Raw genomic sequence first — 13,089 nt, forward strand, 5'->3', positions numbered from 1 at the left:
GCTGTTAGACGATCTCCCCATGGTCATAACGCCCGCCGACAAAGCTTCATGCGCGGGCCATGTGCGCATTCGCGATCGACGCCTGCAGCGGATCCGGTCCGAACTGGTTCGGTCCGACAGTACCGCGCTGGCAGAAGAACACGATGAGCACGATGGCGCCGACCAGAGGAATCAGGCCGAGAAGCAGCCACCAGCCCGACTTGTCCGTGTCGTGCAGGCGGCGCACGCCGGCAGCAATGCTGGGGACCAGAAGAGCCAGTGTGGCGATCAGGTAGAGAACGGGGATGTCGCCGAAGATCGCCGAGTCCAGAATGCTGGCGAGGATGTTCACGATCACCATGAACAGGAAGAAGTACCAGTACTCCGAACGCTGAGCGCGTCCCGAGAAGGTGGCATATTTGTTGAGACAGGTCCTGATTGCTTGAGAAAAGTCCATTGAGTGCCCCCAAGGTGAGTTGACGTGAGATCTTAGCGCTCACGGCTTGGACCGTAAGTAAAGCTATGACGTAACGTCAAGTGCGGTTCGGCACATCGCTCGATCAAGCCAGCCAGCGCTTGCGCCGCTTGTAACTTTTCACGTCGCGGAACGACTTGCGGTCCCCCTCCGATACACCGAGGTAGAATTCCTTCACGTCCTCGTTCTCGCGCAGCATCTGCGCCGGTCCGTCCATCACCACGCGGCCGGTTTCGAGGATGTAGCCGTAGGTGGCGTATTTGAGCGCCATGTTGGTGTTCTGCTCGGCAAGCAGGAAGGAAACGCCCTCCGTCGCGTTGAGCTTGCGCACGATCTCGAAGATCTCTTCCACGATCTGCGGCGCGAGACCCATGGAAGGCTCATCCAGCAGGATCATCGAGGGCTTGGACATCATGGCGCGGCCGATGGCGCACATCTGCTGCTCGCCGCCCGAGGTGTAGCCCGCCAGCGACGTACGGCGCTGCTTGAGACGCGGGAAATATTCGTAGATCCCCTCGATGTCCCGGCGAATGGCGGCATTGCCGTCGCGCCGCGTGAAGGCGCCGGTGAGCAGGTTCTCCTCGATGGTGAGATGGCCGAAGCAGTGCCGGCCCTCCAGCACCTGGATGCAGCCGCGGCGTACGAGCTCGTTCGGGGAGAGCTTGTCGACCCGCTTGCCGTTGAACTCGATCGAGCCCTTCGTCACCTCGCCACGCTCGGCGTGCAACAGGTTGGAGATGGCCTTCAACGTGGTTGTCTTGCCTGCGCCGTTGGCCCCGAGCAGCGCGACGATGCCGCCCTTGGGCACATTGAGCGATACGCCCTTGAGCACGAGGATCACGTGGTCGTAAACGACCTCGATGTTGTTGACCGTAAGGACGGTTTCGGCCGTCTGCGGTTGCGTCTGAACAGAGCTCGTCATCAGGGGCTCTCTGCGTTTCCCTCCCCTTGTGGGGAGGGATTAAGGGTGGGGGTGCCTGCGCCAGACCTATATAGGCTATCGCTCACACCCCCACCTCCAACTCCTCCCCACAAGGGGGAGGAGGGCTGGGGTTGCGTTCGAACTTAGCTCGCCTTGTCGCAGGCTTCCGAGCGCTTGGGCCAGCCGGCGTTCTTCTCGGCATAGTCCTTCGCGGCGGCTTCGAGCTGGCCGCGGACGCGGTCGGTCATCGGCTCGATGGGATTGGAGATCTTCACCCACTTGGTGCCGTCCCATTCCTGCATGAAGGCGGCACGGTGGCCGTTATGGTCGGCGCAGGACAGAACGAGCTGGTCAGTGAAGCCCTCGAGGCCGAGCTCCTTCAGACGGGCTGGATCGAGCTTGATGTTCTCCATGCCGCGGCGCACGTCCTCACCGGTCACGACCTTCTTGCCGGTGACCTTCTGGGCCTGGGCGATGCCCTCGGCGATCAGCAGCGAGTTGTAGACGCCGCGATTGTAGAGAAGCTCGCCGACCTTGTCCTTCTGGGCTTTCGAGAGGCCCTTGTCGACCACGTGCTTCTGGATGTCCTGGAGGGCGGGGAAGTTGGTGCCCACGGCATGCCAGTTGAGCATCTTGAAGCCCTTGGCGCCGGCGCCGCCCGAACGGGCGTCATCCTCACCCGGCCACCAGACCGAGTAGAACCTGTCGATCGGGTAGCCCGAGCGGACCGCTTCCTTCACGGCCGCGCCGTTCATGGAGCCCCAGCCCCACATGATCATGTAGTCGGGCCGGTCGCGCCGAGCGCTGAGCCATTGCGAGGACTGGTTCTGCATGTCCTGCGCGGCTACCGGGTAAAGGGCGACTTCGAATCCGATATCTTTCGCCAGTTCCTGAAGCAGCGGCACCGGTTCCTTGCCGAAGGCGGCGTCGAGATGCAGGAAGCCGATCTTCTTGCCCTTGAGCTTCTCAAGGCCGCCTTCCTTCTCGCCGATGTACTTGACGATCATCGACAGGCCGTCCCAGTAGGTGGCCGGCGGGTTGAAGACCCAGGGGAAGATGTCGCCGCGCGCCGAGGCCGAGAGGCCGTAGGCCATGGACAGGATCGGGATCTTGTCTACGGAGGCGCGCGGGATCAGCGGCAGGGTGATGCCCGTCGACCACGGGTTCACGATGACGGGGTTCTTGCCCTTCACCGACTCGTAGCATTCGACACCCTTCTTGGTGTCGTAGCCGGTCTCGCATTCCTCGAGAACGAGCTTCACGCCGCCGATGCCGCCATCGCGCTCGTTCAGCATGCGCAGGTAGTCGTGCATGCCGTCGGCGATAGGGGTGCCGGATCCGGCGAAGGGGCCGGTGCGGTAGGTGAAGAGGGGAACATAGACCGAGTCCTGCGCGAAGGCAGGAAGGGCCATGCCGGCGAGCATCGTCGCGGCGACTAATCCAAGACCAATTTTGCGAAACGACATTGTTGCGTTTCCTCCCGTTGTATCGGCCGGTGGCCGAATTCTTGTTCCGTCTTTTCTCGTCTCCTTGCGGTCCGCCTTCAGTAGGGGAACGGCCAGACCAGGAGCTTCTGCTTGCCGATCTGCCAGAGCCGCGCGAGGCCGTGCGGTTCGACGATCAGGAAAAAGATGATGAGCGCGCCCACGATCATGAAGCGCAGGTGTTCGATGACGTCGGCGCCGACCGAGATGCCGAAGGGCGAAAGCATTGCGGGCAGGACGATGCCGAGGACGATCGGCAGGATGAAGATGAGCGCCGCGCCGAAGAACGAGCCGATGAGGCTGCCCAGTCCGCCGATGATCACCATGAACAGGATGAAGAAGGACTGGTTGATGTTGAACACGTCGTATTCCGCGCCGCCATACCAGAGGAAGACGAGGAGCGCGCCGGCGACGCCGCAATAATATGACGAGACGGCAAAGGCCAGGAGCTTCGTCTGCAGCGGCCTGATGCCCATGAGCTCGGCTGCCAGATCCATGTCGCGGATCGCAATCCACATGCGCCCGATGCGGCCGTGGACGAGGTTCGAGGCGAGCCAGGTGAGCAGGATGACGATGGTCAGCACCAGGAGATAGCGGGTCTGCGGCGTGGCGTTCGGGCCCATGATCGGGGTGCCGAACAGGGTGCGCAGCGGCGCATCGAGAGCGCCCGAGACGTTGTAGTTCACCAGCCACGGGATGCGGATGAAGCACCACTGCAGGAAGAATTGCGCAGCAAGGGTCGCGACTGCGAGATAGAAGCCCTTGATGCGCAGGGACGGCAGGCCGAACAGAGCGCCGACGGCGGCGGAAAAGAAGCCGGAGACGAAGATCCAGACGATGACGTTCACCCCCGGAAAGGCCGTCATCAGCTTGTAGCAGGCATAGGCGCCCACGCCCATGAAGGCCCCGGTGCCCAGGGACAGCAGGCCCGTGTAGCCCGTGAGGATGTTGAGTCCGATGGAAGCAAGCGAGAACACCAGGAATGGGATCAGCACAGCCTGGAGCAGGAAGTCGCTTCCGAGGAAGGCGAGGGCATAGGCAGCAAGGATGATGAGTCCGAGCCCGATCCGGTCCTGGCGCAGGGGAAAGATCGCGCTGTCAGCGACGTAGTTGGTCTTGAACTGGCCGGCCTCACGGTAGAGCACGGAATGATCCTCTTAAATCCGTTCGATGATCTTTTCGCCGAACAGTCCTTGCGGCCTGTAGAGCAGGAAGAGCAGGGCGATCACGTAGGCCAGCCACGTCTCGATGCCTCCGCCCACCAGCGGACCCCAGTAGAACTCGCCGATCTTCTCGCCCACTCCAATGATCAGGCCGCCGATGATGGCGCCGGGAATGGAGGTGAAGCCGCCGAGGATGAGCACGGGAAGGGCCTTGAGGGCGATGATCTGGAGCGAGAAAGACACGCCCGAGCGTGCGCCCCACATGATCCCCGCCACCAGCGCGACCAAGCCGGCGGCAAACCAGACGATGACCCAGATCTGGTTGAGGGAGATGCCGACCGAGAGCGCCGCCTTGTGGCTGTCCGCCACCGCGCGGAGCGCTCGGCCGATGCGGGTCTTGGAGAAGAACACCGCCAGCAGCCCGATCATGATAGAGGCGATGACGGCCGCGGCGATGTCGAGGTGCTGGAAGCGCACCATTCCGCCCAGCATGTCCAGTTCCGTCGTACCCTGGGGCAGGAGCAACGCATCGGTGATCATTTCCTTCGGGTTTCCGCCGAAGATGAGCTCGCCGAAGCCGATGAGGAAGTAGGTGAGCCCGAAGGTCGCCATGAACAGGATGATGTCGGGCTGGTTGACGAGCGGCCGCAGCACGACCCGCTCCACCACCACGGCCAGGACGAACATCGTCAATGCCGCGAGGATCAGGGCAAGAAAGGCCGGCACGCCCTTCTCGTAGAGCCCCACCAAGGTCAGGGCCGCGAATACGACCATGATGCCTTGCGCGAAATTGAATACGCCTGAAGCCTTGAAGATGAGCACGAATCCGAGCGCGATCAGCGCATAGAGCACGCCGGAGACGAGCCCCTCCCAGAGGGTCTGGATCAGGAGGTCAGGCGCTTCGCCCATGAACACGAAGGGCTCGATGAAAACCTTATAGAGAATGTCCATCGCCCGTCCTCAATGCGCCACGCCGAGATAGGCATCGATGACGCGCTGGTCGCTCTTGACCACTGTTGGCGTCCCATCGGCGATCTTGCGCCCGTATTCCAGCACAACGACCCGGTCTGAGAGATCCATCACCACGCCCATGTCGTGCTCGATGAGTGCGATAGTGGTGCCGTATTGCTGGTTCACCTCGAGAATGAAGCGCGACATGTCCTCCTTCTCCTCGAGGTTCATGCCGGCCATGGGCTCGTCGAGCAGCAGCAGCTCAGGCTCCATCGCGAGCGCGCGCCCGAGTTCGACCCGCTTCTGCAGGCCATACGGAAGGCGTCCGACGGGAGTCTTGCGGATGTGCTGGATCTCGAGGAAGTCGATGATCTCCTCCACGAAGCGGCGATGCTCGACCTCTTCCTTCATGGCAGGGCCATGGCGGAAGAGCTGCCAGAAGAAGTTCGACCGCATTTTGATCGAGCGGCCGGCCATGATGTTGTCCAGCGTCGACATGCTCTTGAAGAGCGCCACGTTCTGGAATGTGCGGGCGATGCCGCCCCGCGCAGCCTCATAGGGGCGCATCTTGGGGCGCCTGACGCCTTTGAAGGTGATGCGCCCCTCCGTCGGGTAGTAGAAGCCGTTGATGCAGTTGAGCATCGAGGTCTTGCCGGCGCCGTTAGGCCCTATGATGGCGCGGATCTCGCCTTTGCGGATGTCGAACGACACGTCGGTGAGCGCCTTCACGCCGCCGAAGCCGAGCGACACGTTCTCCACCGCGAGCAGCACGTCGCCCTTGGCAAAGACGGGATGGTCGGGCGCCCTCATTCTGCGGCCTCCGGAAGGGGCGTGGCGTGTGCGGCTGGATAGAGCTTCATGTCCTTGATCTTAACCCGTGCGGAGATCACACCCTTGCGGCCGTCCTCGAAGGTGACTTCCGTCGAAATGTCCGCCTCTTCGGAGCCGTCATAGAGCGCCTGAATGAGGGGAGCGTAGCGGTCGGCGATGAAGCCGCGGCGCACCTTCTGGGTCCGCGTGAGCTCGCCGTCGTCGGCATCGAGCTCCTTGTGCAGGATCAGGAACCGCTTGATCTGCGCGCCGCCCATGAGCGGCTCGGAGGCCAGCAAGCGGTTCACCTCGTCCACATGCTTCTCGATCATCTCGTAGACCAAGCGATGACCGGCGAGCTCCTGATAGGAGGCGTAGGTAACGCCGTTCCGCTCGGCCCAGTTGCTCACCGCCACGAGGTCGATGTTGATGAAGGCCGCCACGTGATCCCTGCCGTCGCCGAAGCAGACCGCTTCCTTGATGTTGGGATAGAACTTCAGCTTGTTCTCGATGTATTTCGGCGGGAAGAGGGCGCCGTCCCGCATCTTGCCCACGTCCTTGGCGCGGTCGATTATCTTGAGATGGCCGCTCGCATCGAAGAAGCCGGCATCGCCCGAATGCACGAAGCCGTCGGGAGTCTTCGTCTCGGCGGTCTTCTCATCGTCCTTGTAGTAGCCCACGAAGACCCCTGGAGAGCGATAGAGGACCTCGCCATTGTCCGCGATGCGGATCTCGACCTGCGGGGCAGGGCGGCCCACCGTGTCGGCGCGGATCTCGCCGTCGGGCTGCATGGTGATGTAGACGGAAGCTTCCGTCTGCCCGTAGAGCTGCTTCAGGTTCACGCCGATGGAGCGGTAGAAGCGGAAGATCTCGGGACCGATCGCTTCGCCTGCGGTGTAGCCCACCTTCACCCGCGTCATGCCGAAGCGGTTGCGAAGCGGCGCATAGACGAGCACGTTGCCGAGCCTCCAGAGAAGCCTGTCCCAGGCGCCGACGCCCGGTTCTCTGTTCAGGATCTTTTCGCCGACTTTGTTGGCATGGTTGATGAAGTAGTGGAACATCCGCCGCTTGAGCGTACCCGCATCCTCGATGCGCACCATGGTCAGCGTCAGCATGCTCTCGAAGATGCGCGGAGGAGCGAAGACGTAGGTGGCGCCGATTTCGCGGCGGTCGTCCGCCACGGTCTCCGGGCTTTCTGGGCAATTGACGCAGAGCCCGGCCAGAAACGCCTGCGCGTAGGAGAAGATGTGGTCGCCCACCCAGGCAATGGGCAGGTAGGCCATGATCTCGTCGCTCTCGTCGAGCTTGTCGAAATCGCAGCCGATCTCGGCCGCTGCGATCACCGCATCCGAGGTGAGCATCACGCCCTTGGGACGGCCCGTGGTGCCGGAGGTGTAGAGGATGATCGCGAGGTCCGAGCCCTTGCCGTCCTGGAGGGTGCGATCGATGGCTTGCGCCTCCTGAGCATCCGCGAGTCTGGCGCGGCCTTCCTCAACGACGGATTGGATCGAGTGCAGATGGCCGTGATCGTAGTCTCTCAGGCCCTTCTGTTCGTCATAGAGCACATGCTGAAGCTGGGGCAGCTGCTCCGACACGGAGAGAAGCTTGTCGACCTGCTCCTGGTCCTGCACGGCCGCATGGGTCACCTCCGCATGGGCCAGCACATAGGCCATCTCGTCCGCGACGGAATCCGCATAGACTGGGATCGGAATCGCGCCGATCCACTGGGCTGCGGCGATGCTCCAGTAGAGGTAGGGCCTGTTGTAGCCGATGATGGCGATCTTGCCGCCCCGCCTCAGTCCGAGCGACTGCAACCCGCTGGCATAGGCCCGCACGATCTCGTGCACCTCGCCCCATGTCCAGGATTGCCAGATTCCAAGGTCCTTGTGCCGAAACGCCGTGCGGTTCGGGCGCGTGCGCGCATTGCGCACGAGCAGCTTTGGAAATGTATCCGCTCGCGCTTCTGCTGCCGTCGTCAAAGACGTCAACCTCCCTGGCACCCGCGCGTGTTTTGGCGCGGTATGGCTACGTTCCCTCTTGATGCACGGCCGTACCGGCGCATGCACCTGCCGGTCTCATGCCGGCTGTCCGCCTTGGGACTTCGTTAGGGAAGCATTCTGTCGCGCCCATCCAGGGAGGGCAAGGGCCATCACCCGCTACCATGGGCTAATACGCCGTCGGAAGCCGATCCCCGGCGGGTTCGATGTTCAATCAGAACCTAGGTGGTCTCGCTACGGAACGGCCGTGAGTGCTGCCGGCTCGATCTCATTGGCCTTGACGAGGCGCTCGACCCCGACCGTGTTCTTGACCCGGTACACCGCATATCCGTCTGTCTTGGACACAAGGCAGACGATGCAATAGGTGCGGTGATCCGCATAGCCTGAGGCAGGTCTGCTGATCCGCACGAGCTGCCCGATTTGGAATGCCTCTTTCATGGGCGCCTCCACGATCCTCGAAGCAAGAGGAGGGAGCTTGAAGGTCGGGGAGGGCGCCTTGCGATCTCCCGGCTGAAACTGTCAAGCTCGAACGTCCGCTTGCTTCCTTCCACGCTTTGGTCGGATCAAGAACGAAGGCTGAGGCAAAAGGATGACGATTCTCTCCTTTGAACCCTGCCGCGGCATGATGCCGTCCCCATTCCGGACATGACGGGTGTAAGGAAATCGCGCATGGATGGCAGGCGCATTAACATGAGATAACCCCGAGGCACACTCGCTGTCGCGCCTCGGATTCGCTTCTTATTCCGCGGAGAGGCGACCGGCCTACTGCGCAGGCGGTCCGGCCGGACGGCTTGGAGCATTGGGGTTGGCAGGCATCGTGTTGGCCGGCTGGTTGTTATTGTCTGTGCTGCCCGTCTCGTCGGGGCCGTCGTCGCCGCAGGCGGACAGGGCGAGCAGGGCAGCCAGGGACAGGATCAGTTTCAGCCTCATGGTGGTCTCCTTGTTGGGTCCTGTTCAACTCCCACCCCATCCTGTGGTTCAACATTCGGGCTCGGCTCAGCCCGGCTGGATCGGCATGGTCACCACGAACCGCGCGCCGGAGGGAGAGTTCGCGCTTGCCTTCACCTGAGCCTGCAGCTGCCGGGCGGTGTTCACGATAAGGCGTGATCCGAGACTCTGGCGGTGCTTGGAGAAGTCGAACTCTGCCGGGAGGCCGACACCCCGATCGGCCACTTCCAATCGGAGCTGTTCGCCGCCTGCCGAGAGCCGGACCTCGACGGGCCCGCCGCCACCCTCCGGATAGGCATACTTGAAGGCGTTGGTGACAATCTCGTTGAGCAGCAGGCCAAGGGAGATCGCCCGGTCGGTCGAGATCATGACGGAATGGCCCTGAAACTCGAGCCGATGCTCCATGGCTGTTTCCTGAAGCTTGTGACAGAGATCGTTCAAGAAGCCGCAGAGGTCGACGCTCTGGGCATCGTATTGCCGCCAGAGCCGGTCGTGGATCTGCGCGATCGTCTGAACCCGCGCGTAGGCATCCTCCAGAGCCCGCCGAGCCTCGGGGTTGGTCGTCGAGCGGGATTGGAGGCCAAGCAGGCTCGCCACCAGCGCCAGGGAATTCTTGACCCGATGGCTGACCTCCTGGGTCATCAGCTGGTTCCGCTCCTCCGCCTCGCGCTGCTCGGTCACGTCGGTGTTGGTGCCGAACCAGCGCAGAATCCTGCCGTCACTGTCGCGGATCGGCAGGGCGCGGGAGAGGAACCAGCGGTAGGAACCATCCTGTGCCCGCAGGGGAAAGGTGTCCTCCCACGGCTCGCCCGTCTCGAAGGAGCGGCGGAAGCGCTCGACCACCCGCTCAATGTGATCGGGATGGTGGAGGGAGCGCCAGCCCCAGCCCTTGATCTCCTCAAGGCTGACGCCCGCATAGTCGAAGACGCGCTGGTTGTACCAGTAGATCGAGCCCGAAGCGTCAGCCATCCAGGCGAGCTGCGGGATGGAATTGGCCAGGGTGCGGAAGCTCTCTTCGCTCTCCTGCACCGCTCCCTCGATCCTGATGCGCTCCATGGCGACGCCCAGGATGTTGGCGACGCCCTCCAGAAACGCGATGTCGGTCTGGGTGAATTTGTTTTCCTGCGGGCTGTCGACTTCGAGAACACCGAAGGACCAGTTCCGCCCGCGGACCGGCACGTTGATGGCCCGGCGAACACCATGCTCGACCATGACATGGGAGGCGCGAAACCGGTCTTCTCCCTCGGCTGCGGCTGCTCCGAGATGACTCGAAAGCACAGCCTCGCCGGTACGGTAAACATAACCTGCCGCGGATCCCAGGTCGGCAGACACACGAGCATGCCCGATCACGCCCGGCCGCCAGCCGATGCCGGCCCGCAGGAAGAGCTTGTCCTCATCGGGGCGGTACTCGAGCACTTTCGACAGCTCCCCTCCGAGGCCATTGGCGCCGATTCTGCAAGCCTCCTGCAGAAGCGCATCGAGATCCATGGCCTGCAGCGCGAAGAGACCGAAACCTGCCAGGAGCTCCTGTTGCCGGAGCCGGTATGCCAATTCCTCGGATCGGTGCGACATGGGGAGGAGATCGGCTCCTCTTGAATGCGATGGACTGCTGCTCACGAGCCGAACTCAATTGGCAAGATGTGAAAACACTAACCGTTCGAAACGTGTGATTGCGGCGCTCTGTTCCCATGGCCGCTCACGTCCAAGTCATGGCTGCCCCTCGTCCGATGGCCGGAACAGCCGCCGAGGTGGGGAATTGACTCGATCTGAAGCCCTTGTCCTGCAACCGAGGAGGCCGGGATGTTGAATGGCTTGCGTGTTCTCGTGGTCGAAGACGATCCTGCCATCGCAACCGACATCAGCGACCTGATCGAACGGGCGGAGGGAGAGGTGATCGGCCCTGTCGGATCCCTGCGTGAGGCGAGGCAGGCGGTCAAGACCGATCAGGACATCCACGGCGCGGTGCTCGACGTCAATCTCGGCGACGGGGATGTCACGCCCGTGCTGGAATCCTTGCGGGCGCGGAAGGTGGGTGTGGTGGTCTATACCGGAAGCGCCGGATTGCCCTCGGGTGTGGGCGAGCGCCATCCCGATATCGTCGTGCTTCAGAAGCCCGTGCAGCCTGGCCGCCTTGTCGGTGAAATCCAGCGCGCCTGTCGCGGCGTGAGCGTGTGAGGGGTCAAGCCGTCAGCGAGTAGCGATGGTGTGGAAGAAGCTGCCCGTCACCAGACCCTGGCGATGACCGGCGACGCCGAGGTCCTGGCCTTCCGCATCCGCAATCCTGGCGAATGCAGCGTCTCCGGACATGTTGGCCTGCGTCACCGAGGCATAGTGAAACTCATGGCCGACGAGGCATTGGCCCGCCGGTCCCATTGCTCCGGCATGGAGCAGATGCGCGATCCTGTAGCCGAGATGCATCCGGCGCTTGGCATAGCTCGTCTCGACCGGCAGGAGGCCTGCCATGGCATGGGCATGGCCGTCGCCGTCCTCCAGAGCTTGGCCCAGAACCATGTAGCCGCCGCATTCCCCATGAACCGGCCGCCGAGCCGCGAAACTCTGTAGCCCTTCGAGAAAGTGCCGGGCATCCGAGATACGCCCGGCGTGAAGCTCCGGGTATCCTCCGGGCAGCCAGCAGACGTCGCAGTCAGACGAGGGAGGCTCGTCGGCGAGGGGCGAGAAGGAGACGATCTCGGCCCCCGCCTTGCGCCAACCGGCAAGCACGTGCGGGTAGACGAAGGAGAAGGCCTGATCTGACGCCAGCGCGATCCGCTGGCCCGGCGGTGGCAGGGGGATCACGTCGTCGGTGCGCGCGAGACGAGTCGGACCAGCCAGGGCGGTGAGGCGGTCGAGATCGACTGAGCCTTCCACGGCATCCGCCAGGCGCTCAAGTCGCGAATCGAGTTCCTCGGTCTCCCCTGCCTGGACGAGGCCGAGATGGCGCTCGGGCAGAGCCAGATCCGCGTTGCGCATGAGGGCGCCGAGAACGGAGAGGCCGATGCGGGCCATCCCGTCCTCCACCAGCCTGCGGTGCCGTTCGCTGGCCACCTTGTTCAAGACCACGCCGGCGATCTGTATCCGCGGGTCGAAGCGGGCGCAGCCGAGCGCGACCGCTGCCGCCGATTGCGCGTGTCCCGATACGTCCAGCACAAGGATCACGGGCCAGCCGAACAGGGCCGCGATGTCGGCGCTTGCGCCGGTGCGGCCGATCTCCTGACGGATGCCGTCGAAGAGGCCCATGGAGCCTTCGGCAATCACGAGGTCGGCGCTGCCGGCGGCCTGTCTGGCAATTGCCCCGAGCAGGGGCGCTCCCATGGCGAAGCTGTCGAGATTGAAGCTCGGGGCGCCGGTGGCCGCCGCATGGAAGGCCGGGTCGATGTAATCGGGCCCGCATTTCACGCCGCGCACCTGCAGCCCTCTTCGGGCGAGAGCCCGCTGGAGCCCGAGCGCGATCGTAGTTTTGCCCGAGCCCGAGCGAGGTGCGGCGATGAGCAGGCCGGGGCACAGGCTCACTGGGCCGCCTCGCTGCCGAACTCGAGGAGGTGATTGGCGATGGCCGAGCGGAAGGCCGCGATGGCCCCGACGGCCACGATGGCGGGCGAGCGGATGAGCCCGTCCTCGGCCAGCTTAGGCAGGGTTGCGAGGGTTCCCTCCACGATGCTCTCCTTGGCGGTCGTTGCGCCATGGACCACGAGCGCCGGAGTATCACCGCCAAGCCCGCCTTCCATGAGGCCCTGCACGATGGAAGGGAGGTTCGACACCGCCATGTAGAGCACGATGGGAGCACCGGTGCGGGCCAGCGATGCCCATTCGATCTCGGCATCCGGGGCGGGATGCCCGGTGGCAAGGATCACCGCATGGTTCGTTCTGCGCATGGTCGCCGGAACGCCATGGATCGCAAGCGAAGCGAGGCCGCTCGATACGCCCGGGATGATGCGGAAGGGAATGCCCGCCTCCGAGAGCGCCAGCGCTTCCTCGCCGCCGCGTCCGAAGATGAAGGGATCGCCGCCCTTGAGCCGCAGCACCCGCTTCCCCTCGCGGGCGAGCTGGATCAGCCGCTCGCAGATGTCCCGCTGAACCGCCGACGGCTTGCCGCCGCGCTTGCCGGCGAATTCCAGAACGGCGCCCTCGCGGGCGAAGGACAGGACGGCAGGATCGACGAGGGCGTCGTAGACGATGACATCCGCCTTCGCGAGGGCGTTCAGGGCATGGATCGTGAGCAGGCCGGGATCGCCCGGACCAGCGCCGACGAGCCAGACCGTGCCCGGCGCAAACGGCGGCGTGAGGCGGGAGAGGGCGGTCATGCAGGCCTCCGCACCGAGCCGGTGGCGATGTGGCTGTTGGAATTCATGGGGACGTTGTA

The 13,089-nt window shown here is 63.7% G+C and carries 13 protein-coding genes; 1 reads left to right on the forward strand and 12 read right to left on the reverse strand.

All coding sequences use genetic code 11. The features are described 5' to 3' along the window. Window positions 1–46: 46 nt before the first annotated feature. The 10 genes from AC0QTX_RS09055 to AC0QTX_RS09100 form a co-directional block, all read right to left on the reverse strand. Window positions 47–436: a DUF805 domain-containing protein gene (locus tag AC0QTX_RS09055; RefSeq protein WP_474603503.1), complete on the reverse strand. Its 390-nt coding sequence runs from the start codon at window positions 434–436 to the stop codon at window positions 47–49. A 103-nt stretch (window positions 437–539) separates the two neighbouring features. Further along, window positions 540–1,376: an ABC transporter ATP-binding protein gene (locus AC0QTX_RS09060; protein ID WP_474603504.1), complete on the reverse strand. Its 837-nt coding sequence runs from the start codon at window positions 1,374–1,376 to the stop codon at window positions 540–542. 143 nt (window positions 1,377–1,519) lie between these two features. After that, a complete protein-coding gene (locus AC0QTX_RS09065) occupies window positions 1,520–2,842 on the reverse strand; it encodes an ABC transporter substrate-binding protein (RefSeq protein WP_474603505.1) in 1,323 nt (440 codons plus the stop codon). Between the two features lie 77 nt (window positions 2,843–2,919). Next, window positions 2,920–4,005, reverse strand: a complete 1,086-nt coding sequence (locus AC0QTX_RS09070; RefSeq protein ID WP_474603506.1) for a branched-chain amino acid ABC transporter permease — start codon at window positions 4,003–4,005, stop codon at window positions 2,920–2,922. A gap of 12 nt (window positions 4,006–4,017) precedes the next feature. Then, window positions 4,018–4,974 (reverse strand): branched-chain amino acid ABC transporter permease, encoded by a 957-nt coding sequence (locus AC0QTX_RS09075; protein ID WP_474603507.1) that lies wholly within the window; start codon window positions 4,972–4,974, stop codon window positions 4,018–4,020. Window positions 4,975–4,983: 9 nt separating this feature from the next. Further along, window positions 4,984–5,784: an ABC transporter ATP-binding protein gene (locus AC0QTX_RS09080; RefSeq protein WP_474603508.1), complete on the reverse strand. Its 801-nt coding sequence runs from the start codon at window positions 5,782–5,784 to the stop codon at window positions 4,984–4,986. Continuing rightward, window positions 5,781–7,772, reverse strand: coding sequence for an AMP-dependent synthetase/ligase (locus AC0QTX_RS09085; protein ID WP_474603509.1), 1,992 nt, complete (start codon window positions 7,770–7,772; stop codon window positions 5,781–5,783). Before AC0QTX_RS09085 ends, AC0QTX_RS09080 begins: the two co-directional genes overlap by 4 nt. A gap of 243 nt (window positions 7,773–8,015) precedes the next feature. Beyond that, complete coding sequence (locus AC0QTX_RS09090) at window positions 8,016–8,219, reverse strand: hypothetical protein (RefSeq protein WP_474603510.1); 204 nt, start codon at window positions 8,217–8,219, stop codon at window positions 8,016–8,018. Window positions 8,220–8,543: 324 nt separating this feature from the next. After that, window positions 8,544–8,711, reverse strand: coding sequence for a hypothetical protein (locus AC0QTX_RS09095; RefSeq protein ID WP_474603511.1), 168 nt, complete (start codon window positions 8,709–8,711; stop codon window positions 8,544–8,546). Window positions 8,712–8,777: 66 nt separating this feature from the next. After that, window positions 8,778–10,301, reverse strand: a complete 1,524-nt coding sequence (locus AC0QTX_RS09100) for a sensor histidine kinase (protein ID WP_474603512.1) — start codon at window positions 10,299–10,301, stop codon at window positions 8,778–8,780. A 228-nt stretch (window positions 10,302–10,529) separates the two neighbouring features. Between AC0QTX_RS09100 and AC0QTX_RS09105 the strand changes: the two genes are divergently transcribed. Beyond that, complete coding sequence (locus AC0QTX_RS09105; RefSeq protein ID WP_474603513.1) at window positions 10,530–10,904, forward strand: response regulator; 375 nt, start codon at window positions 10,530–10,532, stop codon at window positions 10,902–10,904. A gap of 12 nt (window positions 10,905–10,916) precedes the next feature. Here the strand turns inward: AC0QTX_RS09105 and AC0QTX_RS09110 are convergent, their stop codons facing one another. Both AC0QTX_RS09110 and cobA read right to left on the reverse strand, forming a co-directional pair. Continuing rightward, on the reverse strand, window positions 10,917–12,239 hold the full coding sequence (locus AC0QTX_RS09110) for a cobyrinate a,c-diamide synthase (protein ID WP_474603514.1): 1,323 nt from the start codon (window positions 12,237–12,239) through the stop codon (window positions 10,917–10,919). Next, a complete protein-coding gene (gene cobA / locus AC0QTX_RS09115; RefSeq protein ID WP_474603515.1) occupies window positions 12,236–13,030 on the reverse strand; it encodes a uroporphyrinogen-III C-methyltransferase in 795 nt (264 codons plus the stop codon). The genes AC0QTX_RS09110 and cobA overlap by 4 nt, the downstream gene beginning before the upstream one ends. Window positions 13,031–13,089 lie beyond the last annotated feature (59 nt).

The organism is Microvirga sp. jy35 (assembly GCF_056148915.1).

Coding starts and splice junctions, on each gene's coding strand:
- AC0QTX_RS09055 (WP_474603503.1), bottom strand. CDS start 436: ATGGACTTTTCTCAAGCAATCAGGACCTGTCTCAACAAATATGCCACC.
- AC0QTX_RS09060 (WP_474603504.1), bottom strand. CDS start 1,376: ATGACGAGCTCTGTTCAGACGCAACCGCAGACGGCCGAAACCGTCCTT.
- AC0QTX_RS09065 (WP_474603505.1), bottom strand. CDS start 2,842: ATGTCGTTTCGCAAAATTGGTCTTGGATTAGTCGCCGCGACGATGCTC.
- AC0QTX_RS09075 (WP_474603507.1), bottom strand. CDS start 4,974: ATGGACATTCTCTATAAGGTTTTCATCGAGCCCTTCGTGTTCATGGGC.
- AC0QTX_RS09080 (WP_474603508.1), bottom strand. CDS start 5,784: ATGAGGGCGCCCGACCATCCCGTCTTTGCCAAGGGCGACGTGCTGCTC.
- AC0QTX_RS09090 (WP_474603510.1), bottom strand. CDS start 8,219: ATGAAAGAGGCATTCCAAATCGGGCAGCTCGTGCGGATCAGCAGACCT.
- AC0QTX_RS09095 (WP_474603511.1), bottom strand. CDS start 8,711: ATGAGGCTGAAACTGATCCTGTCCCTGGCTGCCCTGCTCGCCCTGTCC.
- AC0QTX_RS09100 (WP_474603512.1), bottom strand. CDS start 10,301: ATGTCGCACCGATCCGAGGAATTGGCATACCGGCTCCGGCAACAGGAG.
- AC0QTX_RS09105 (WP_474603513.1), top strand. CDS start 10,530: ATGTTGAATGGCTTGCGTGTTCTCGTGGTCGAAGACGATCCTGCCATC.
- cobA (WP_474603515.1), bottom strand. CDS start 13,030: ATGACCGCCCTCTCCCGCCTCACGCCGCCGTTTGCGCCGGGCACGGTC.